The organism is Candidatus Arsenophonus nilaparvatae (genome assembly GCF_045346035.1).
GTDB lineage: Bacteria > Pseudomonadota > Gammaproteobacteria > Enterobacterales > Enterobacteriaceae > Arsenophonus > Arsenophonus nilaparvatae.
Genome location: NZ_CP158507.1, coordinates 2,600,486 through 2,623,491 on the forward strand (window position 1 = coordinate 2,600,486; position 23,006 = coordinate 2,623,491).

20 protein-coding genes, 1 tRNA gene and 3 other RNA genes are annotated in these 23,006 nt (G+C 37.3%); 3 read left to right on the plus strand and 21 right to left on the minus strand.

What is annotated here, in order from left to right:
* The first annotated feature begins 310 nt into the window (after positions 1–310).
* Complete coding sequence (locus WH390_RS12120) at positions 311–1,096, plus strand: TOBE domain-containing protein (RefSeq protein WP_032116286.1); 786 nt, start codon at positions 311–313, stop codon at positions 1,094–1,096.
* A gap of 142 nt (positions 1,097–1,238) precedes the next feature.
* Here the strand turns inward: WH390_RS12120 and WH390_RS12125 are convergent, their stop codons facing one another.
* From WH390_RS12125 to WH390_RS12135, 3 genes are all read right to left on the minus strand, one after another.
* The gene (locus tag WH390_RS12125; RefSeq protein ID WP_052044946.1) at positions 1,239–1,673 is read right to left on the minus strand and encodes a DUF4041 domain-containing protein; all 435 of its coding nucleotides are present in this window, start codon (positions 1,671–1,673) and stop codon (positions 1,239–1,241) included.
* A 457-nt stretch (positions 1,674–2,130) separates the two neighbouring features.
* Positions 2,131–3,126, minus strand: coding sequence for a hypothetical protein (locus tag WH390_RS12130; RefSeq protein WP_032116285.1), 996 nt, complete (start codon positions 3,124–3,126; stop codon positions 2,131–2,133).
* A gap of 39 nt (positions 3,127–3,165) precedes the next feature.
* On the minus strand, positions 3,166–7,647 hold the full coding sequence (locus WH390_RS12135) for an Ig-like domain-containing protein (protein WP_406850591.1): 4,482 nt from the start codon (positions 7,645–7,647) through the stop codon (positions 3,166–3,168).
* Between the two features lie 81 nt (positions 7,648–7,728).
* Here WH390_RS12135 and WH390_RS12140 point away from each other — a divergent pair, with 81 nt between their 5' ends.
* Positions 7,729–8,766, plus strand: coding sequence for an IS5 family transposase (locus WH390_RS12140; RefSeq protein ID WP_032114985.1), 1,038 nt, complete (start codon positions 7,729–7,731; stop codon positions 8,764–8,766).
* A gap of 365 nt (positions 8,767–9,131) precedes the next feature.
* Here WH390_RS12140 and WH390_RS12145 read toward each other — a convergent pair whose 3' ends face one another.
* A complete protein-coding gene (locus tag WH390_RS12145; RefSeq protein WP_032116282.1) occupies positions 9,132–9,611 on the minus strand; it encodes a hypothetical protein in 480 nt (159 codons plus the stop codon).
* Between the two features lie 1,542 nt (positions 9,612–11,153).
* Between WH390_RS12145 and gpmA the strand changes: the two genes are divergently transcribed.
* The gene (gpmA, locus tag WH390_RS12150) at positions 11,154–11,906 is read left to right on the plus strand and encodes a 2,3-diphosphoglycerate-dependent phosphoglycerate mutase (RefSeq protein WP_032116281.1); all 753 of its coding nucleotides are present in this window, start codon (positions 11,154–11,156) and stop codon (positions 11,904–11,906) included.
* A 53-nt stretch (positions 11,907–11,959) separates the two neighbouring features.
* Here the strand turns inward: gpmA and aroG are convergent, their stop codons facing one another.
* From aroG to cydB, 17 genes are all read right to left on the minus strand, one after another.
* Complete coding sequence (gene aroG / locus WH390_RS12155) at positions 11,960–13,021, minus strand: 3-deoxy-7-phosphoheptulonate synthase AroG (protein ID WP_032116280.1); 1,062 nt, start codon at positions 13,019–13,021, stop codon at positions 11,960–11,962.
* 195 nt (positions 13,022–13,216) lie between these two features.
* The gene (pnuC, locus tag WH390_RS12160; RefSeq protein WP_032116279.1) at positions 13,217–13,936 is read right to left on the minus strand and encodes a nicotinamide riboside transporter PnuC; all 720 of its coding nucleotides are present in this window, start codon (positions 13,934–13,936) and stop codon (positions 13,217–13,219) included.
* Between the two features lie 47 nt (positions 13,937–13,983).
* Positions 13,984–15,024, minus strand: a complete 1,041-nt coding sequence (nadA, locus tag WH390_RS12165) for a quinolinate synthase NadA (protein WP_032116278.1) — start codon at positions 15,022–15,024, stop codon at positions 13,984–13,986.
* 276 nt (positions 15,025–15,300) lie between these two features.
* Positions 15,301–15,427, minus strand: a non-coding RNA gene (locus tag WH390_RS12170) — RtT sRNA.
* 41 nt (positions 15,428–15,468) lie between these two features.
* Positions 15,469–15,596, minus strand: a non-coding RNA gene (locus WH390_RS12175) — RtT sRNA.
* Positions 15,597–15,637: 41 nt separating this feature from the next.
* Positions 15,638–15,765: non-coding RNA, RtT sRNA (locus WH390_RS12180), on the minus strand.
* A 41-nt stretch (positions 15,766–15,806) separates the two neighbouring features.
* Positions 15,807–15,882, minus strand: a tRNA-Lys gene (locus WH390_RS12185).
* Positions 15,883–16,027: 145 nt separating this feature from the next.
* On the minus strand, positions 16,028–16,789 hold the full coding sequence (ybgF, locus tag WH390_RS12190) for a tol-pal system protein YbgF (RefSeq protein WP_032116277.1): 762 nt from the start codon (positions 16,787–16,789) through the stop codon (positions 16,028–16,030).
* Positions 16,790–16,798: 9 nt separating this feature from the next.
* The gene (pal, locus tag WH390_RS12195) at positions 16,799–17,296 is read right to left on the minus strand and encodes a peptidoglycan-associated lipoprotein Pal (RefSeq protein ID WP_032116276.1); all 498 of its coding nucleotides are present in this window, start codon (positions 17,294–17,296) and stop codon (positions 16,799–16,801) included.
* A 45-nt stretch (positions 17,297–17,341) separates the two neighbouring features.
* On the minus strand, positions 17,342–18,634 hold the full coding sequence (tolB, locus tag WH390_RS12200; RefSeq protein ID WP_406850592.1) for a Tol-Pal system beta propeller repeat protein TolB: 1,293 nt from the start codon (positions 18,632–18,634) through the stop codon (positions 17,342–17,344).
* Between the two features lie 133 nt (positions 18,635–18,767).
* Positions 18,768–19,766, minus strand: a complete 999-nt coding sequence (tolA, locus tag WH390_RS12205) for a cell envelope integrity protein TolA (RefSeq protein ID WP_032116274.1) — start codon at positions 19,764–19,766, stop codon at positions 18,768–18,770.
* Between the two features lie 34 nt (positions 19,767–19,800).
* Positions 19,801–20,223 carry a colicin uptake protein TolR gene (gene tolR / locus WH390_RS12210; protein WP_032116273.1) on the minus strand — a complete coding sequence of 141 codons (423 nt, stop codon included), beginning with the start codon at positions 20,221–20,223 and terminating at the stop codon, positions 19,801–19,803.
* 17 nt (positions 20,224–20,240) lie between these two features.
* Positions 20,241–20,924, minus strand: coding sequence for a Tol-Pal system protein TolQ (gene tolQ, locus WH390_RS12215; protein WP_032116272.1), 684 nt, complete (start codon positions 20,922–20,924; stop codon positions 20,241–20,243).
* Entirely contained in the window at positions 20,921–21,316 is a 396-nt protein-coding gene (gene ybgC / locus WH390_RS12220) for a tol-pal system-associated acyl-CoA thioesterase (RefSeq protein WP_032116271.1), read from the minus strand. The genes tolQ and ybgC overlap by 4 nt, the downstream gene beginning before the upstream one ends.
* Before the next feature lie 112 nt (positions 21,317–21,428).
* Positions 21,429–21,731 (minus strand): cyd operon protein YbgE, encoded by a 303-nt coding sequence (gene ybgE / locus WH390_RS12225; protein ID WP_032116296.1) that lies wholly within the window; start codon positions 21,729–21,731, stop codon positions 21,429–21,431.
* The gene (cydX, locus tag WH390_RS12230) at positions 21,731–21,853 is read right to left on the minus strand and encodes a cytochrome bd-I oxidase subunit CydX (RefSeq protein ID WP_063657031.1); all 123 of its coding nucleotides are present in this window, start codon (positions 21,851–21,853) and stop codon (positions 21,731–21,733) included. The genes ybgE and cydX overlap by 1 nt, the downstream gene beginning before the upstream one ends.
* Positions 21,854–21,865: 12 nt before the next feature.
* Positions 21,866–23,005, minus strand: coding sequence for a cytochrome d ubiquinol oxidase subunit II (gene cydB / locus WH390_RS12235; protein WP_032116270.1), 1,140 nt, complete (start codon positions 23,003–23,005; stop codon positions 21,866–21,868).
* Position 23,006 lies beyond the last annotated feature (1 nt).

The window sequence follows — 23,006 nt, forward strand, 5'->3', positions numbered from 1 at the left end:
TGAGAGCCTCAGCAAAATAATGATCTATTCAATTACGTAAAATATGAACATAACTAAATAGTAACCTTATAACTTAGATTATTCTATTTATTTTCTCTTTTGAAGGCTAGCACTAGATATTTTCATTTTTTTACACCAATAATACGGTTAGTGACAGATATTACTATATTTTAACAATACTAATTCTCTATCAGCAGATATTTCTTAGAAACAATCAACAAGCCTTCATTCTATTCTCACTATTTGATATAACAAAGAGTAATAACACAATAAATTAATTAACCGTGTTTAGGCTAATAAGGTTGTTTTTATGGATATTTTCTTAACGCTAAAACGTCATGATCAGCTATTTGCTGACGCACGGCGGATCAACTTACTTCTATATATAAAATCTTCTGGTTCGATCAAGCAAGCAGCACAATTGGCGGGCATGAGTTATAAAAGCGCCTGGCATGCAATAAACGAAATGAACCAAATAGCCGATAAAGCGCTACTTGCCAGTGCAACTGGCGGTAAAGGTGGCGGTGGTACCACTTTAACACCCTATGGCGAACGGTTATTGCAACTTTATGGATTATTAAAACAGATCCAGCAACAAGCCTATCATGTGTTAAATGATGAAAATTTACCGCTCGATAGCTTACTGGCGGCAATTTCACGTTTTTCATTACAAACCAGCGCGCGTAATCAATTTTTTGGTACTTTAATTGAGTATGATAACCACTCAATTCAGCAAAATATCAAAATTCAGTTAACTAATAGTAACACCATTATCAATGCATCATTAACCAAGCAAAGTAGCAAACGATTACACTTAACTGCTGGCAAAGAAGTTTTAATTTTGATCAAAGCGCCAGCAATAAAATTGCTGCCACAACAAACAACAACTCCAGCAGCCGATAATATAATAATTGGCACGGTAGCTGATATAGAAAAAGATGATAAAGATAGTGAGCTTAAGGTGAAACTGGAGGATGGATTATTACTTTGCTCAATCATGTCAAATCAAGAAATAGCAGAACAGAAGATAAAAATTGGTAGTAAAGTGACAGCGATTTTTGCCGCTAGCCAGATTATCATCGCAACACTACAATAATTACCAACCATAGCATCAGATTAATTTGATAAAATTTATTTTAAGATATAAAAAGCTTAATTAAACTAGCAAATAATTAAACTTTTTATATGATAAAATATAAAAAATTAATATAGATATCATGCATATAATAGAAGATTAACTACTTTTGATAGGAATCAACTAACTTCTGTATTTTCTTTTTAGTGCTAACAAAATTATTATATTTTACCTTTGCACATAATAAATCAAGCTTGGTATTGAGCGCCATCGCTAACAGATTTTTTGAATCACTATCCATAATATTTTTATTGATATTCCAATATTTAATATCATCCATAATCATGACGTAATCTTTAATATATTTTTGATATTTAACCGGTTCAGTTTTTTTAAGTAGATTTAAATGATCAATACATTGATTATTCGTTGAGGAAATAATAATACCATTAAATAATATTCCAGATTTGTCGACTGGAGATTCAACCGCAGCTGTCTGACTATCGATATCGCTATTTTTTTTAGCGAAACCCGCACATCCTGTCAACATCATAATAGCCAATAATACACTAAACAGATTTTTTTTACTGTACGTCATGTCATTGAATCCTAAAAATATTATTTTCTTTGATCTACACGAAATTGCGAATGGTAAATTAACTGATAAAAGAAGTAAACAACTTTTTTATCTAACGATTAATAAAGCGATCTACCTCTCATATTAATCACCATAGCTTTAAAATATAGGTTGCCATCCCTGGCAGGTTAACTACGTCCTATAACTATTATTTAAGGCGAAATAAGTTTAATTTTCAAACAACAACTAAATAATAATTATTATAAATATTAATCCCTTACTTTTACTTACTATCGGTAGATTAGTGTAAATTTTCTTTTTTACACTCATAATACCGCTTACATCCTTTAAAATTAATTGCAATAAAATTTACTAGATATCCCTATCAAATAATAATGTAAACAACCCTTTCATTAGTGTGCAAAACATAATAATAATTTATTGATAAAAATTTTTATCACGATTTCCTACTAATTTCTTATTCTATTAACCTTAAATCTGATTTAATTTTCACATTTTCAGGCGTAACAGTTGAGGTCGCAGGGTTATAGAGCCAATCCTGACCTGGTTCCTGATAATTTAATTTAAACAGCCCATCGACATTAAGGTTGGCATTACCACCACTATCAAGTTCTACAACTATTTTTTTAGGCTTATTAATACTGTTATTTGGTTTTAACTCCTCACCATCAACGTTAAATATAAAATTTAATCCGTTTAAATTAGTGGTAAATGCCTCAGCAGATTTGGTGGTATCTGGATAAACATCTAGCGTAACGCGCTTACCGCTAAGACCGAAATTATTATTAGCATGGCAAGTTAAGTTTAAAGTGCCAATATTCGATACGTCTTGTTCTTTCAACGTTAAATCATTATTGATATCAACCTTAAATTTACGCCAGGAATAATTAGAACCACATGTAACTTCAGTAATATTATTTAATTGAGATAGGCTAAATCGATAATTTCCTTTTGGGGCACTATTTAAACCACCTTTGCCGTCAAGCTGATAAATATTTAGTTGCCCAGAAAAACTACTTGAATCAATATCATCATCTTTTTTTATATAAAGTCTTACTTTAATGATTCCTTTTTCCGGCTTATTGGCTTTCATATTAATATCTGTTTGTATCCTTCTCTCATTTTCTGAGGCTGACATATTTAAATCGGTATCTTTACCATTATAGGTTATGCCAAATTTCATTCCCCGGGGAATATCTGACTCACTTACTTTTGGAAAATAATAAAAATAGACCGGCTCTGATTCTCCAGATTTACATTCTACCTCTCTAGTGAATAGATCAGATATCCAGATCTTTTCACCCTTTTTAGAATTCTTAGGGATCAAGACATTCCCCACCGGTTGAGTCTCACGATAAGTATCACCAGAACTACCTAAAACCTTACATTCCAACGCTAACGCGCTGCCGGTATAGAAAAACAGCATTGATATCATGAGTGCTATTTTTTTCATTGAAAACTCCATATCTCTCTGAAAATCAACGGGTTACTACTAATGCGATGATGATAAGGTTGTAATGGTATACTGTACTTTGAGCGTGTCAGACACAGCCGTATTGGTAGACGAAGTCACTGTGGCCTCAAAGCTACCCGCTTTTGCACTCTTCGGTGAGTACTTAACTTTACCTTGATTATCGGTTGTAAATTTTTCACTAATCGATAATTCTGGAATTACCACATCTAAAGCATAATCTTTCAGAACATTACCATTGGTATCAGTTGCACTAATTTCAAATGGATATTCTGATTGGTTATCCGCTGGCACAATATTATTTTGTTTTAATGAGTTAATTTGGATTTTAGCAGTTGAAATATCTCCAACAAAACTCACTCTCTTATCCGCATCTTTTGCCTCACCACCTTTTAATTGTGCACTCACCTGAATACCCCCAACCGCTTTAATCGTACTTGTTAGGATAATTTTAGCTTCCCCTTTAGTATTGGTATTACTGCTCGCAGGTTTTGGCAATGTAACATCATTACCTCTATTTTGTTGCCATGTCACCTCAACATCCGGCACCAAATTGTCATTCGCATCTTTTACCACTGCGATAAAAGTGAATGAATTTTTGCCATTAGCCGCTTTTTCAGTGATTTTGCCATCTAATTGAACCTGAGCTAATGCTGCACTTTTACTATCCGCTTTAAAGGTAGTTTCTTTGTCAGTCGCTTTGCCATTAACCTTAGCCGTCACCGTATAAACACCGGCTTTTTTACTGACTACTGTCGCCGTCGCTTTACCATCCTCACCGGTTTTACCTTTTACGGTAGTAATTGTCGCACCTTCACTTACAGTAAAAGTAACATCCATATTCGGTACCGGATTAGCTTCTGCATCGGTTACCGTAGCAGTAACCTCATTCTTGGTAACACCATCTGCCGGCGAGTTATCTGGCTTGATTACCAAATTCTCTTTAATAATTTCCGCCGTTGCTCCATTGGCTTTAAAGGTAGTTTCTTTGTCAGTCGCTTTGCCATTAACCTTAGCCGTCACCGTATAAACACCGGCTTTTTTACTGACTACTGTCGCCGTCGCTTTACCATCCTCACCGGTTTTACCTTTTACGGTAGTAATTGTCGCACCTTCACTTACAGTAAAAGTAACATCCATATTCGGTACCGGATTAGCTTCTGCATCAGTTACCGTGGCAGTAACCTCATTCTTGGTAACACCATCTGCCGGCGAGTTATCTGGCTTGATCACCAAATTCTCTTTAATAATTTCCGCCGTTGCTCCATTGGCTTTAAAGGTAGTTTCTTTGTCAGTCGCTTTGCCATTAACCTTAGCCGTCACCGTATAAACACCGGCTTTTTTACTGACTACTGTCGCCGTCGCTTTACCATCCTCACCGGTTTTACCTTTTACGGTAGTAATTGTCGCACCTTCACTTACAGTAAAAGTAACATCCATATTCGGTACCGGATTAGCTTCTGCATCAGTTACCGTGGCAGTAACCTCATTCTTGGTAACACCATCTGCCGGCGAGTTATCTGGCTTGATCACCAAATTCTCTTTAATAATTTCCGCCGTTGCTCCATTGGCTTTAAAGGTAGTTTCTTTGTCAGTCGCTTTGCCATTAACCTTAGCCGTCACCGTATAAACACCGGCTTTTTTACTGACTACTGTCGCCGTCGCTTTACCATCCTCACCGGTTTTACCTTTTACGGTAGTAATTGTCGCACCTTCACTTACAGTAAAAGTAACATCCATATTCGGTACCGGATTAGCTTCTGCATCAGTTACCGTGGCAGTAACCTCATTCTTGGTAACACCATCTGCCGGCGAGTTATCTGGCTTGATTACCAAATTGCTATCCGTAATAACAGCCGTTGAAGTATCTGCAACAAAATTAACCTCTTGCTGTTGAGTTGAATTATTAATACTTGCCCTAATGGTAACTCCACCCGCTTTTTTATTAGTGGTATCGAACTTTGCTTCACCATTAACGTTAGTGTCAACTGTTTGCAATGCAGGCATCGCCCCATTATCTGCCTCAAATTTTACACTTACATTTGGCACTAAATTATTATTTGCATCAGTTACTACCGCCTTTAACTGATTTTTTGCTTTACCATCGGCAAATTGATAATCTTTTAATATAATCAAATTACCTTTTTTAATGATCATCGTATCGCGATCAGCTTCTAATACTACAGTTACTAGCTTAACTTTCAGCACTGAACCATTAATTTTAACGCCAACGGTGCTTTCTCCGGCAGTAATACCTGTCAGTTCAGCGGTATAAACCCCATTGCCTACCTCTTTAGTATTTTTGATCTGACTATTGGTCAAACTCGTGGTAAAGTCCACTTTATCACCAGAAATAGGATTGCCTTGCGCATCTTTCAGTTCAAGTTTCAAGTTAGCGGCGGTTTTACCATTGGCAACAATCGTTGCAGGTTGTACTGTCAATAATGATTTTTCTGCGCTCGGGTGACCGGTGACAAAAGCAACCGACTGGGTTTTTTGACTACCATTAATTTCGGCAGTGACTTCGCTGCTACCCGCTTTGGTACTGGTAACACCAAAGATCAGTTCTCCGCGCTGGTTAGTATTTGCCGTTGTTCCATTTTCAATGACTGCGCCATCGGTTGCTGTAAGATTAACAGCTATATTCTCTACCGCGTTACCATTTTGATCAGTCACCAATGCATATAGCATATTCTTCTCTTTACCATCAGCTAATGCTTTATCCTTAGTAACATTCAACTTGGCAATCTGAGCTGAATTTCGATCAGCGCTAAATTTGAGCGGCCCATTTTTATAATTGCCGTTTTCCATCGTTGCGGTGATCTTGCCTTCCCCAGCTACTTTACTGGTTATATAAATTACCGCTTTTCCTTGGCTATCGGTGGTTGCCGTTATCCCATCCCCATTGGTAGCACTCTGGGAACCATTAGACAATGTTGCCCCCAATTTGCCATCCTGTTGTTTTAAGCCATCAACGTGGAAAGTAATTACTTGATGACTCAAGGGCTGTCCATGTTCATTGGTGATCACCGCGGTGGTGGTAAAATGATCGCGATCATTAGCCGGTAAAACGGAATTAGGCTCAACAATCAAATCATTAACCACATTTCTGGAAGGTTTTACCCGTATTGTGGTCGTCGCTCTGTTTGATTCATTGTCATTATTATCTATCCCCACCGCACTGATTTGATATTCTTGCGCAGTATTCTTTTGTGTTTTATAAACATAAGCCGGTAAGATAATTTCTAATTGAGTCGGTGAAATAACCTGATAACTGCCACCATTGGCAATAAAACTAGGCGAGACTGTCCAGTTGATTTTTTTCAAACCATATTTGGTTTTATTAACAGTGGCAGGAATAATAATTGTTTCTTTTGCTTCCGCTCTCATTTCGGCTGGTAACGAAATATTAATTAATTCCTGTTTCCGATATTGCATAACAATATCATAATTTCGATCGACAAAATCATACTTATTACCAACCAAACTACGCATGACATCAACAGCATCAGGATCTAACTGTTGCGATAATGGTACGCCAAAGCGATAAATAATATCCATGCCAACCATAGTGTCATTACGATCACCGGCCGCATGCTCTCCTTTCAAGGTGATTAATGGTATTGGCGTGTAATTTATGCCTAATGTCAAGGCGTAAGGATCGTCTTTTAATTTATCTGGATCGACACCGGTACCAAGATGGACACCTTTGCCAAAATATTTTTCATATTTAATACTACCACCCAGTTTAGGGTAAGTCGGTAAATAGGCTTCGGCACGAACATCAAAGCCCGTTGCCGGACGCTCATCATAATCATCCATTACCGCTATTTTTGATTGGTGCCAGTCCGTTAAGCCAAAATAACCATTGGCGGCCAATTTTAAATAATCAGTCCAAGCTTCACCGCCAAGACCTAATCGGGCATTGCCACCGCTATAATCATAATCATAGAAGGTATTAATGCCATACATCCAATCGCCCCAATATTGGCGATAACCTAAACCTAAATTTAAAGTATTTCTGTCTTTATTGGTTCTTAATCCCAATTGGGTAAAAAGCAGACTATTTATGCTATCAATAACAGGTAATAAAAAATCACCCGAAAATTTTCTATCAGTACCGATAGAAATACGGGCAGTACCGTACTGATTTAACCAATCATTAAGTCGCTGGTTAACCAAGCCTTCGCCAATATTTTTTGCATAACCTATTGAAGCATCAACTGCATTTCTATTTGCTAAAATATTACCAACCTGGCTGGCAATTGAAGCTAAAGTTTGATCTGTATTATCTTCAGGTGGTGTTTCCGTTCCACCTAAATTAGGTAAAATAGTATTAATCGTATTGGCACTATTGCCTTTAGTTTCAAGACTTGGTGGCATTTCTAACGGATAATATCCTGAACTTAAACGTTCAGAAGGAAATAGAGAAGTTTCCCCCTGAGATGATGATGCAGTATTATCTTCAGTAACGATATTATTACCCGCGTTTGCACCATTCATTAAAGGGCACCTCGAAAAACCTAACCAGAGTTTGATTTCGCAGATAAAATTATCGAAAACTGACCTATTGCCCTGACCACCATGCAGAAAAGAAACGCCATTAAGTATGACCTCCTTGCAGACCAGTATCACCTACAGACGATTGACCAGTTGGTCGACCCTCTGGTCAAGATCGAAACCTGTATAGACTTTGCGCATCTGGCAGCGGAAATCGACCATGTGGTACCACGCCCTGTCAGCAAAAAAGGAGGACGTCCACCATTTCCAACCGAGACCATGGTTCGCATTTTAGTTCTAAAGCGTATCTACAACCTGTCTGACGAGCAGATGGAGTACCAGCTTTTGGACAGAATGAGCTTCAAGCGTTTCTGTGGGTTGCTCCATGCCATCAATATACCTGACCGTACCACTGTGTGGACGTTCGAGAACAGGATCGGTGAAGCTGGTGCTAAAGCCATTTTCGATGGTGTAACCTCACAGCTTTTGAAGAAAGGCTTTATAGCTCGGGGAGGCCAAATCATCGATGCCACCTTGGTACCTGCTCCGAAGCAGTCGTTCACGAAGGACGAAAAGGAGCAACTCAAGCAGGAAGCGATACCTGCTCATTGGAAACCAACCAAGCGGCGGCAAAAAGATTTAGACGCCACGTGGACTAAAAAACACGGTAAGAGCCATTATGGCTATAAGCTTTCTGTGAACATGGACAAGAAGTACAAGTTCATCAGAAAAATCGTCACCGATACGGCCAGCACTCACGACAGTCAGCATTTCGAGAGGGTCATCGACAAGGCCAACACCAACCGTAATATCTACGCCGACCGAGGCTATCCCTCTGCGGAACGGGAAGCTTGGCTCAAGGCAAACGGCTATAGGAGCCAGATTCAGCGTAAAGGCCATCGAAATAAACCGTTGTCCAAGACTCAGCAAGGGCGCAACCACCGGATTGCAAAGATTAGGGCACGGGTTGAACATGCATTCGCGGCGATGGAACAAATGGGTAGAAAACTGATCCGTACCATTGGGCAAGTGCGCGCTAATTTTGCCATGACGATGATGGCAGCATGTTACAACCTAAAGCGGTTGGCGTACTTCCAGCGTACCGGCATCTTAGCTTTTTAACGCCCAGAATGGACAAAATGACACTGTCCATGGCAATGGACGGTAGGATTAGTAGCGGGGGGATCAAAAAACATCTAATTATTTAGAGACAAGCCGGAGAGCCATTGAAGATTTCGAGTTTTTCGAGGTGCCCTAAAGATTGAATACCTGAGATAGTATCTGCCATCTCAGCATTTTCAACTGCACTAGCTATTGATATTGAAGAAAAAAAGAAGGGAGAAAATAATTGTATTAAAAGCAGGCACCACGCGATTATTTTCCTTCCCTTGGATGAAAATGGTGTCATAATTAATTTACTCTCATATGTACACACATAGCAAGAAACCACCTTCAATCAATTAAAGGTGGTAAGATATGAATAATATTTAAATACTTGATAATGCTTTAACTTTTTCTTTTACGCTTTGAAAACCAGAGAATTGAACTTTCGAGCATAAAGTATCTAATTTAGTGCTCAACGTCATAGATAATAATTCTTTTGAATCTTTATCCATAATATTTTTATTAACATTTAAAAACGTATAATCTCTGCTGATTTTATTATAATCATTAGAATATTGTTGGTATTTACCACCATTCGCTTCTTTTAAAAAATTAAAGCGATCAACACATTGATTATTTGACGAGGCAATAGTAATACCATCAAATAACATTCCTTTTTTTTCTATATAATTTCGCGCAGGAATACTACTCTGGTTATTGACAATAGCGGTACCATTATTAGTTTGACTCGCTGTTTTATCATTGACTTTTTTATTCATCTTTTTTGACACAGGTACAGAACAAGCATTTAATAAAAACATAGCACCAAATACTAAAGCGCACTTTTGGAAATTAACATTCATAACAAAGCCTTTATTCAATTACGTAGCTAATTAACAAGCTCCATTAAGGAGCCATTTCGAGTGATCCAAACTAATAATTCAGTACTACACAACATCATAAAAATGACAGAAAAAAGTAGTACTAGTTTTTTAATAAAAAAAGATAATCGTTTCGACATATAAAAGTGAATCCTTAAAATTTTATTAATAATAAAGTTAAGTAAAAATGCTCACTTTTAATAAAGTAAAATATCGAATAACTATTAGCCATAGATAAACTATATTTATAAATAATATGACAGTGGTTAAATTATATTCAAATACAAATTATTTAAAAGTTCCAACAACAAGTATTCTCATCATATAGATGATTAGATTAAAGTATGAACTAAAACAAAAAAAAAAGAATAAATTCTATAAGTTAAGCTTGTAGTGAGTGAAATGATATATATAAATATTAAAACGGCAAATCGTTTTAATCGATCTTAAATCAAACATTAATAGATGCCAGCTATCAATTATCAACTTATGATCGTTTTCTCCAATGAGTTAAATTAATAAAAATCAATGAGATATAAAAAATGAAAACATTTAGATACATATTTAATTATAGTTTAACTATACAGAGATTATAAAATTACATATTATTTGCTTTAAAACTAATATAGAAAATAAAATTAAATGATATTGCAAAATAACTCATTATAAATACAACCAAATAAAAACAACTTAATAACAAATTGACTTTGAATATTCTCTACAGCTAGCAGATATTGAATATAAAGATTTACACTCTAAACCTTAATAATTGTTAAACGAATATTCTATTTAATTGATTTGGAAACATACTTAATATATGGAAATATAACATATCAATTGGTATTTTTTATTATACTAATTGCTTTATTCTATTTTGTGCCTGAAACTAACGGAGAAGTTTCTCTTATAAAAGGAAAAATGGAGCCAAATGGCTCCATTTTTTTATCTATTGTTACAAATATAAATATACCCACATAATTTAAAAATAGTTATATATTATCCCTAGAATCTATTATTAATAATTTATTTACATCTATATTTATATATAAACAACCAAATTAAACAATTTATTTATTTACGTTCATCTTTTTTATTAATTAATTATATAAATAATTAACATATATTTCACTTATTTTACCAAAAATTTTATTTTACCGAAAATTAATAATTATTATAACTTAATATTTTGTCATCATAGATAAAAAAACAATTTCTTTAATAAGCAACCTTAATATCAAAACCATTCTATTATTTACCTATTTAATTAGCATTCATTCTTTAATTTCAAAATTATCCAGCTAATATTAGTTTAATATCAAGATACTTAAATAATGTTTATTTATATAATAGCAAAATAGGCTATTTTGCGGTGTTAAACCGCTAATCTAATGACAGACAGGTTAAATCAGTATAGATCTTACCCAGCAATTTAAAAACTACCATCAGTTGTATTGGTATTCAGTTGCACGGATAATATAATAATTCAGATCGATTTTAATGAATGTACTAATAGGAGTTTAAACTATGGCAGTAACTAAGCTGGTTCTAGTAAGACACGGCGAAAGCGAATGGAATAAAGAAAACCGATTCACTGGTTGGACTGATGTTGAACTTTCCGATAAGGGCCGCGAAGAAGCAACAGATGCAGGCCAGCTATTAAAAAAAGAAGGTTTTGTTTTTGATTATGCTTATACATCCGTTTTAAAACGCGCTATTCACACCTTGTGGAATATTCTAGACCAAATAGATCAACAGTGGCTAACCGTCGAAAAAAATTGGCGGCTCAATGAACGTCATTATGGTGCTCTGCAAGGTTTAGATAAAGCAGAAACTGCAGCAAAATATGGTGACGATCAAGTTAAACTATGGCGCCGTGGTTTTGAAATTACACCACCAGAATTAACCAAAGATGACCCTCGTTACCCCGGTAATGATCCTCGTTATGCAAATTTGAACCCCTCAGAGCTCCCTGTCACTGAAAGTCTCGCTACCACAATTGAACGTGTTGTCCCCTATTGGGAAGAGGTGATTAAACCCAGAGTTGCTAAAGGTGAAAAAGTCATCATTGCTGCTCACGGTAACTCATTACGAGCATTAGTCAAACATCTGGACAAGATGAGTGAAGACGAGATCCTTGAACTTAATATTCCAACCGCCGTTCCATTGGTCTATGAATTTGATGAAAATATGCAACCGATTAAGCATTACTATCTTGGTGATCAAGCTGAAATAGCCGCTAAAGCAGCCGCGGTTGCTAATCAAGGTAAAGCGAAATAATCAAATTAAACTTTATAAGTATAAGGCCACTTTGTGGCCTTATTAAGCATTAATTAGTTGCTCTTTTCACGACGGATCCGAACCGCGTCTGCTAAACGATATAATAATTTTTCACTATTTTGCCAACCAATACAAGCGTCTGTCACACTTTTACCATACGCTAGCGGTTTATCGGTAGTTATATCTTGATTTCCCTCTAAAAGATGACTTTCAATCATCACTCCAATGATTGCTTTTTCACCTTGACGTATTTGATTAGCAACATTTTCAGCCACTTCAAGTTGCTTTTTATATTGCTTACAACAATTTGCATGACTAAAATCAATCATAATTTGGGCTGATAAGCCTGATTTTTGCAAACTCTCTTTAACGTCTTGTATATCTGATTCACTATAGTTAGGCTTTTTACCGCCGCGCAAAATAATATGGCAATCGTCATTACCGGTAGTATTTACAATTGCTGAATGCCCCCATTTGGTAACCGATAAAAAACAGTGAGCAGCTTTAGCAGCATTAATTGCATCAATAGCCACTTTTATTGTTCCGTCGGTACCATTTTTAAAACCTACCGGGCAAGAAAGACCAGATGCTAATTCACGATGTACCTGAGATTCAGTAGTACGTGCACCAATTGCTCCCCAACTAGTAAGATCTGCAACATATTGCGGAGTGATCATATCAAGAAATTCACCGGCAGTTGGTAAAGCTAAATCATTAATAGTTACCAATAAATTACGTGCAATACGCAATCCTTGATTAATATCAAAACTGTTATCCATAAAAGGATCATTAATTAAACCTTTCCAGCCAACAGTAGTACGCGGTTTTTCAAAATAAACACGCATAACAATTTCTAACTCATTCTTCAATTCATCATGAATTTTTTTTAGTTTTTGGGCATATTCAATGGCTGCTTTAGGGTCATGAATTGAACATGGGCCAATAACGACCAAAAGTCTATCATCCTTACCAGTTAGAATTTGATGTATTGATTCACGAGCTGTTTGAACTGTCAAAGCGGCTTTATCTGTTGCCGGAAATTTTTCTAATAAGGCAACTGGAGGTAATAACTCTTTAATATGTTTAATTCTGATGTCATCATTCTTATAAGTCATCTTTTCTACTCAATGTATAGCTCTTTAGCCAGTATATTCTCTAAAAATAAAAGATGAACTCAATTTAACCTCTAGTGATAAAAGTGTAAATATGTACTCATACTTATATTATAAATATTTAGTGGTAATATATAATATGATATAAAAATTGTTAATATTTTTAAAACCATACTGTTAGGCCAATGTAAATAACTATTAACCTGCTAAAAATATTGAACCATTTTCTTTAGCTGACCGAGCCCAAAGGCGAAAACCATTGATTGAAATACCAAGTAGCATCAAATATTCAAATGACATTGCTAAAACACCTTGTAAGTAGAAAATAACAACACTAATAACATTGATAATGATCCACAGTAACCAGCTTTCAGCATACTTTCGTGTCATTAATATCATCGCAATAATTGATAATACCATCATGGTTGAATCCCAAAAAGGGAATGCATCGGGTTCTATTTGTACAGGTTCAAGATAAAAACCTAATAAATGAGCAATGTCCCAAGTGACGTGGGCAAGAAAAATAAACACTTTATCAATGTTAAAACTTAATAGCAGCGTTAAAATAATGGCGATAAATAGAGTTACCACTACTTTAGAAAAACTCATCCAGCGGATCTTAAGACTTGCTTCATGATAAGCATCTACTCGACTCCAAGCGTACCAACCATAGGTATTCGCTGCGAAAAAGAAAATTTGTAACAACAAGCTTGCATACAATTGTATTTGAAAAAAGATAACCGCAAATAATGTAACGTTTATTAGACCAAAAAGATAATTGATAATTTTTTCCTGACTGGCAAGCCAAATACATAAAAATCCAGCTACTGTTGCCACGGCTTCAATATAAGATAAATTATAACCATTGCTGCCAAGAGCAATATGTACCATAGTATTACTAGTATTGAAAAACTCCATTCCTATTACCCTATTACCCTATTACCCTATTAACACTTATAATTCAGCTACTTAATGTTAGCAGCAAACGACAACATCCGCTCCAAAGGCTTCAATGCTCTCTCTCTTAATTCATCATTAATCGATATTTCATGTAATTCACCCTCTTTTTTTAGTCCTTGTTCTATAGTTTTTAAGCTATTCATTGCCATCCAAGGACAATGTGCACAAGTCCGGCAGGACGCACCTTCACCTGCCGTTGGTGCAATATAAAATGATTTCTCTGGACATGCTTGCTGCATTTTATAAAAAATACTTTTATCCGTTGCCACAATTATTTGCTGATTAGGCAAGTTTTGTGCAGCTTGAATCAATTGACCGGTTGAGCCAACTGCATCTGCTAAATCAACAACCGCTGCAGGGGATTCTGGATGCGCTAATATTGCCGCATTAGGATACAACATTTTCATTTTCTGCAAGGCTTGAATTTTGAATTCATCATGTACAATACAAGCAGCTTGCCAGCAAAGCATATCTGCCCCGGTTTTTCTTTGTACATAATTACCTAAATGACGATCCGGCGCCCAGATAATTTTTTGCCCTTGACTATCTAAATAGTCAATTAATTCAACTGCAATACTAGAAGTTACAACCCAGTCAGCTCTAGCCTTAACCGCCGCAGAAGTATTGGCATAAACAACCACCGTTCGCTCTGGGTGTTGATCACAAAATTCAGCAAAAGGCTTTGCAGGACAACCTAAGTCTAATGAGCACTCCGCTTTCAATGTAGGCATTAATATTGTCTTTTCAGGATTTAAGATCTTAGCCGTTTCACCCATAAATCTAACGCCAGCGACAATTAAAGTCGATGCAGAATGTCGTGAGCCAAAACGTGCCATTTCCAGTGAATCTGCTACACACCCACCAGTTTCTTCGGCCAGAGCTTGAACATCAGGATCGGTATAATAATGCGCGACTATAACCGCATTTCTTTTTTCCAACAATAGCTTAATAGACCGTTTACAATGTTTTTTTTCATTATCCGTCAAAGGCGCTGATTTAACAGGAAATGGGTAGCTAGCTAAATTGAAATCGATAAAATTAGGCATTTTGTACTCTTATGTTTAGTATTTAATGTTTTAAATGATATTTTTTAGCAAAAAAACTATTTATTTGCTAATTTTGTTTCGTATACTAAACAAGATAATCAATATTTAAAATTTTGTCGCTTAATTTTTATTATCAAATTGTTCTCAATAACCTATTTTTCCATTTGGTTGTAATAAAGAAGAATACTATTTTTCATCTATATTCTGTATCTACAGTAAAGTAAGACAGATAACATGAAATTAGCTTTTGACAGAAATAGTCCGAATATCTTTCGATGGTGGGTCGTACAGGATAACTCGGCCTACGCCCTCGCCCTGCGGTCGTTGTGCTTCGCATAACGCTGTCTCGCTTCGCTCGGCTCGAACCTACACAGCTTCTCATCCTGTACTCACAGTGCTATATGTTATTTCTGTTTCTTTGGAAAGTAACAAGATATTGTTAGATGGTGGGTCGTACAGGATAACTCGGCCTACGCCCTCGCCCTTCGGGTCGTTGTGCTTCGCATAACGCTGTCTCGCTTCGCTCGGCTCGAACCTACACAGCTTCTCATCCTGTACTCACAGTGCTATATGTTATTTCTGTTTCTTTGGAAAGTAACAAGATATTGTTAGATGGTGGGTCGTACAGGATAACTCGGCCTACGCCCTCGCCCTTCGGGTCGTTGTGCTTCGCATAACGCTGTCTCGCTTCGCTCGGCTCGAACCTACACAGCTTCTCATCCTGTACTCACAGTGCTATATGTTATTTCTGTTTCTTTGGAAAGTAACAAGATATTGTTAGATGGTGGGTCGTACAGGATTCGAACCTGTGACCAATTGATTAAAAGTCAACTGCTCTACCGACTGAGCTAACGACCCATCTGAAGTTACCTGAGGTGATGGCGGAGTATATTACTTATTTTTGCTAAGGGTGCAATGTTTTTTTTACCGAAAACATTTAAATGTTTATTAATCATACAATTATCCCCGAAATAGATAGCAATAAATACTTCGGGGTTATTCATTAGAGTGACGCTAATTTCTTTTCTGCCAATTTCGCGCTAGGGCTACTAGGATATGCTTTAATCACCTGTTGATAAACAACACGTGCTTTATCATTTTGCCCTTTTTCTTGCATCAGTAACCCTACTTTATAAAGGGATTCTGCCCCTTTGGCTGAATTAGGGTAATTTTTAACAACGGTAGCAAAATAAAAAGCCGCATCATCTCTGTTTCCCTGATTATAATTTAATTGTCCAAGCCAATAATTCGCATTAGGCTGATAATTAGATTTAGGGTAAGTTTTGATAAAATGCTGAAAAGAACTAATTGCCTGCGCAATCTGCTGTTTAGATTTGCTCTTTATTGCAAGTGCAACGGCTGCATCATACTCAGCTTTTTCATTTGCTGGTTTAGCCGTGACAACAGCATTATTACTATTACTACTGTCGGTACTTGCCTTGACTTTATTTGCACCAGTCGTCAATGAATCCAACTGCGTATAGAGATCTTTTTGCCGCTCAATAACTTGACTTAATTGATATTGGTTTTCCTGAATTTGACCACGCAATGTATCAATGTCCCGCTGAGCATCCGATAACTGCTGCTGAATTTGATATAATAACTGCCCTTGAGAATTGACCGCTGTCTCAATTTGCATTAGACGATCACTTGTAGAGCCTGAGCCGACATTAATGATTGGCGCTTGGGCGGTAGCGACTACTGGAGCCGCTACGCCAACCAATAACGACAGACTCAAATAAAGATGTCTGAAGTTACTGTTCATATAATACTCTTAATACACAAGTATCGCACGACGGTTTTTGGCATATGCCGATTCGTCATTACCTTGTATAGCCGGTTTTTCCTTACCATAAGATACGATAGCAATTTGCTCACCGTTTACGCCTTTACTCTGCAAATATATTTTCACAGCATTAGCACGGCGCTCACCAAGTGCAATATTATACTCTGGTGTACCCTTTTCATCAGTATGCCCTTCTACAGTAATCTTAACTGAAGGGTTACCGCGTAGGAATGTTGCATGTTGATCTAACAGCTGTGCATATTCTGGGGTAACATCATACTTATCAAAACCAAAGTAAACAATGTTGTTACTTTGCAATTCTTGCATTTGCTGACTAGCAAGTTGCTCAGCTGTCAAGCTAGCATTGCTATCTGCTACATTGTTTTCAGCACCCGTTTTGTCATTGCCCTTTTTTGAGCTACATGCTGCAACGGCTATCATAGGTAACGCTAACATTAGCCCTTTAAGCACTTTATTCAATTGCATCTTGTTCGATCCTTTAATTATTATTGCCATACTTATTATTATGCATCACAAATACGGCGACCAGGCAGGAAATTTAACCTTTCCATCAGTCGCCGGCAGACGCGCTTTGAAACGCCCATCCGTTGACACCAAGTGTAATACAGTACCTAACCCTTGTGAGGCACTATAAATTACCATAGTACCATTAGGTGCGATACTCGGCGTTTCATCCAGAAACGTATCCGTCAAATATTCAACGTTACCCGTTGCCAGATCCTGTTTAGCAATGTGCTGTTTACCATTACTCGAGTTGACCATTACCATAAATTTACCATCAGGGCTGACGCTTGGATCCTGGTTTTGGTTGCCTTCCCAAGTAATACGCTCTGGCACACCACCATTAATATTTAGTTTGTATATTTGTGGACGCCCTGCTTGATCAGAAGTATAAATCAGCGTTTGGCTGTCTGGCATCCAACTAGGTTCAGTATTGTTACTACGACCATCTGTTATTTGGCGAGTTTGACCACTGGCCAAGTCCATTACATAAAGATTTAAACTTCCGCTCTTTGACAGGGCAAAAGCAAGCTTACTTCCATCGGGGGAAAAAGTAGGAGCACCATTATGACGCGGGAAAGCAGCAATCTGGCGGACTTCGCCTGTCGCTAACGTTTGCATAACTAATGCTGAACTACCACTTTCAAAGGTTACATAAGCTAACTTTTCACCATCAGCCGACCAAGCTGGCGACATCAGCGGTTCAGGCGAGCGGTGGACAGTGAATTGATTATAACCATCATAATCTGAGACCCTTAATTCATAAGGAAACTTTCCACCATTAGTTTTAACCACGTAAGCGATACGTGTACGAAATGCACCTCGAATACCGGTTAATTTGGCAAAGACTTCATCACTAATAGTATGTGCCGCATAGCGTAGCCATTTGGCTGCCACTTTTAATTGGTTTTGCGTCAATACTGCGCCAGGAGAATTCACCACATCAACCAGTTGATAACTAATAATGTACTGACCATCAGCAGCCGGTTGTACCTGACCAACAACAACTGCATTAATACCTAATGCCGTCCAAACATTCGGTGTGACTTCCGATGCGGTAGTTGGTTGTTGAGGCATATGACTGGGATCAATAGGATTAAATTTACCGCTATTGCGTAAATCTGCAGCAACAATTTGTCCTACATCATCGGGTAAAGTACCAGTTCCAGTCCATTTAAAAGGCACAATAGCAATAGGCTGTGCAGTATTGATACCTTGGGTAATTTCAATCCGAATTTCTGCCTGAGCAGATGCCGCCCATAATATTAGAAAACCTAACAATAATTTAAATGCCTGCTTCATTTTTTCTCCCTTATCACGTATTCACGTCCGTAATAATTAATTTGAATATTAACAAAGGTGAATGCACAAAACCAGATAACTGAAAAACTTTTGTTAATTTTCCTAGCCTTATGCTATTCATAACATTCATTAACTAAGGCTTGAATACTAAAGTACTTCCCTGTTCATTAAATGCATCATAAATACTACGACTAGGCGGTTTAGGCATTGTTGCTGTTTTGGCTGCACGTATCGCTGCGTCACAAAGTGGTTGATCATTTGCTGTATTACTTTTAGCTGCAATACTAATTAACATGCCGTCAGGAGCGAGTTTTATGCTTAATTCGCATGTTTTACCACGATAAATATCAGCATCATAAAATTTGCTTTCAATTGCGGCTTTGATCTTACCTGCATAATTAGCCACATCCGAACTGGATGCCCCGCTTTTTCTATTTCCTCCTTGACCCGCTGCGGCTGCACCTCCCATTTGCTGAGTTGGTTGTTGGGCAGTTAATCCACCAAGCAGAGAGTCAACCGTAGCAGCCTGTTTAGCCGCATCTGCTTTTTTCTTAGCTGCCAGCGCCTTAGCAGCTTTTTCGGCTTTTTCTTTTGCCTCTGCTTGTGCTTTAGCCCTAGCTATTTCAGCTTCTTTTTTAGCTTGAGCTTTCGCTTTTGCCTCTGCCTGCTCTTTTATTAGCCGTTCTTGTTCTGCTTTAGCTTTAGCCGCCGCTTCTTCTGCAATTTTCTGTTGCTCCTTGGCTTTTTGCGCCGCTTCTTCTGCTTGCTTGCGTTGCTGCTCGGCTTCTCTTGCTATTTTTATACGCTCCTCTTCAACCATTTTTAAGCGTTTTTGTTCTTCTTCCTGCTGTTTTCGGAGTTCTTCTTCTTGCTGTTGAAGACGTTTTTTTCGCTCAGTATCGGCTTGTTTGGCACTATTTTGCTGCCGTTGTAGCTGGTTATACTGTTCTATTACTACGCCGGGATCAACCATGATCGCATCAACCACTTCACCGCCTTGACCACCGCCACCAAGCTTAATAATTTCATCCAATGAACCCAAAATAATAAAACCAAATAACAAAACGTGGAATATAATAGAGAGTACCACAGAGCGACTCAATTTATTTTTTTGCTCTTTTGTCTTTCTCACAACAGATTTCCAAACAAGTAATTATGCAATTACATCAAATAGGCTGAGTCATAAAACCAACTGATTTGATGCCAGTTTGATGAAGTATATTCAGCGCTTTAATAACTTCTTCGTATGGTACATCTTTAGCGCCACCAATTAAAAAAATGGCCTGCGGGTTTTTTGCCAATGCGGCTTTTGTTATTGCTGCAATCTGTTCTGGCGGTAAAAGCTCTTCTCGATGACCATCAATAATGACACTGTATTGCCCTACTCCAGAGACTTCAAGAATAATCGGTGGATTATCACTACCTGACACAATTTTTGATTGAGTCGCATCGGGTAATTCCACTTTCACACTTTGTGAAATAATCGGCGCCGTTGCCATAAAAATCAATAACAATACTAACAGTACATCCAATAAAGGAACGATGTTAATTTCAGATTTCAGTTCACGCCTATGTCGAGTCCGTGCCATCTTTCTGTTCTCCGCATTTATTGCTTTTCAGAAGCAAAAGCTTGACGATGCAGGATGGCTAAAAATTCTTCCATAAAATTGTCATAACTTTGATCCAATTTATTGACCCGCTGGTTTAGTCGGTTATATGCCATCACAGCTGGAATGGCCGCAAACAAGCCGATTGCCGTTGCAATTAACGCTTCAGCAATACCCGGGGCGACCATTTGTAATGTTGCCTGTTTAACCGAGCCTAATGCAATGAAAGCATGCATAATTCCCCAAACGGTACCAAATAATCCAATATAGGGGCTTATTGATCCTACAGTACCTAAAAAGGGAATATGCGTCTCTAGTGATTCTAACTCACGATTCATCGATATTCGCATAGCTCTAGAAGCACCATTCATTACCGCTTCTGGTGTATGAAGATTGGCTTGACGTAAACGAGCAAACTCTTTAAATCCAGAATAGAAAATCTGTTCTGCTCCCGTTAATGCATCACGCCGATCCTGACATTCTTTATAGAGACGCGATAGCTCAATACCAGACCAAAAACGATCCTCAAAAGCTTCCGTTTCTCGGGTTGCGGCATTTAAAATTTTGCTTCGTTGAATAATAATTGCCCAAGAAGCAATAGAGAATCCTATTAGAATCAACATGATAAGTTGAACCAAAAAACTCGCTTTTAAGAATAAATCTAAGATATTCATGTCAGTCACTGCTTAAACTCCGCGACAATAGACTCAGGAAGCCTAGTTGGCTTCATTTTAAATGTATCAATTGAAACAATAACTATTTCTGCTGTGCAAATTTCTTTCCCTTGCTGATTAATTAACCGTTGGAAAAAAGCCAATGATGTAAGTTGAACATAGCTAATTGTGGTTTCAACGGTCAATAAATCATCCAATTTAGCGGGGTGTAAATAGTCAATTGTCATTTTACGTACGACAAAAGCTAAATTTTCTTTTCGTAATTTCTGCTGTTCAAATCCTTTTTCTCGCAACATTTCCGTTCTCGCTCGTTCAAAAAAATGCGCATAACGAGCATGATAAACTACACCTCCCGCATCAGTATCCTCATAATAAATACGGATAGGCCAGCAAAACAGCATATTTTTACTCCCCTTGTTATCAATAAATTACCCGTCACTATACTTAAGTGAATCATCTATTGGAATGATTTATAAATAAAGTTACAAAAAAATAGTGAAATATAAACTTATCTTATGAAATGAAACTAATACGAAAGAAATAAAATAGTCCACAAGCTAGGATCAAAACAGCAGGTAAAGGATGAAAAAGATAACGCCAAAACGCATTTTTAGGTAAAAACCCAATACCAAAAATTATCCCACTACATGTTGCCAAAATAAGCAATAGCCCCTGCCATATAGTAAGAGAACTGGTATTTGAGGCAAATAAGGTTGGATCCCACATCACACAAAAAGCCATGGCAAATGCCATAAAGAGAATAAGGATCCGAAACGGACCCTTATGCATTGATGAGTAGATTTTATCTACCATTATCATTCACCAGTATGTTTAGCTTTGTTAGCAGCATTAGCCTCAACCTGTTCGATAGCCAGAGCTGCAATGACAGCGAAACTACAGGCAAGAAGCGTTCCTAAAATCCAAGCAAAATACCACATGCCATTCGCTCCTTAATATAATGAATGTTTGTTATTTTCAATATGCGCTTTGTCAATTCGACCAAACATTTTGTAATAACACCAGGTAGTATACGCCAATATAATTGGCACAAAAATGATGGCAACAACTGTCATCACTTGCAATGTAAATAAGCTCGACGTGGCATCCCAAATCGTCAAACTGGCATTAGGCTGTATATTTGAAGGCATAATGAATGGGAACATACTAATACCGAAAGTTAAAATAATACAAGCAATTGTCAGTGATGAAAATAAAAATGCCCATCCTGCTTTATCAAGCTTGGTGAATAGGATAGTCAGTATTGGAAAAAATAAGCCAAGTGCCGGTAATGACCATAGTCCTGGATTATTATTAAAATTAACCAACCATGCCCCTGCTTCTTTTGCTACTTCTTTGTGTAACGGATTAGAAACAGCGTAGGTATCGATTGTACTTTTAATCGCATAACCATCAATTCCATATATCAACCAAAAACCAGCTCCAGCAAAAGTAATTAAGGTGAAAAAGGCGGTGATATAAGTGATATTACGTGAACGTAGATGTAATTCACCTAGCGTGCGCATTTGGAGATAAGTCGCGCCTTGGGTGATTATCATCATAATAGAAATAATGCCTGCTAATAAGCCATAAGGATTGAGTAAACCAAAGAAAGTCCCGGTATAATTCAAATACAATAGGTCATTAACTGTAAAAGGAACGCCCTGTAGCAAATTACCAAAAGCAACACCAATGATCAACGGAGGAACAAAGCTACCAATAAATATGCCACGATCCCACATATTGCGCCATTTGGAATTTTCAAGCTTAGAACGATAATCAAAACCTACCGGTCTGAAAAATAGTGCAGCCAAGACTAATATCATGGCAACATAAAAACCTGAGAATGCCGCAGCGTAAACCATCGGCCAAGCCGCAAATAGTGCACCACCAGCAGTTACTAACCAAACCTGATTACCATCCCAATGAGGTGCGATTGAATTGATCATGATCCGACGCTCAGTATCAGTTTTTCCCATAAATGGCAATAAGATACCAACACCCATATCAAAACCATCGGTCACGGCAAAACCGATCAGCAACACACCAATCAGTAGCCACCATATAAATCTTAGAACTTCATAATCAAACATG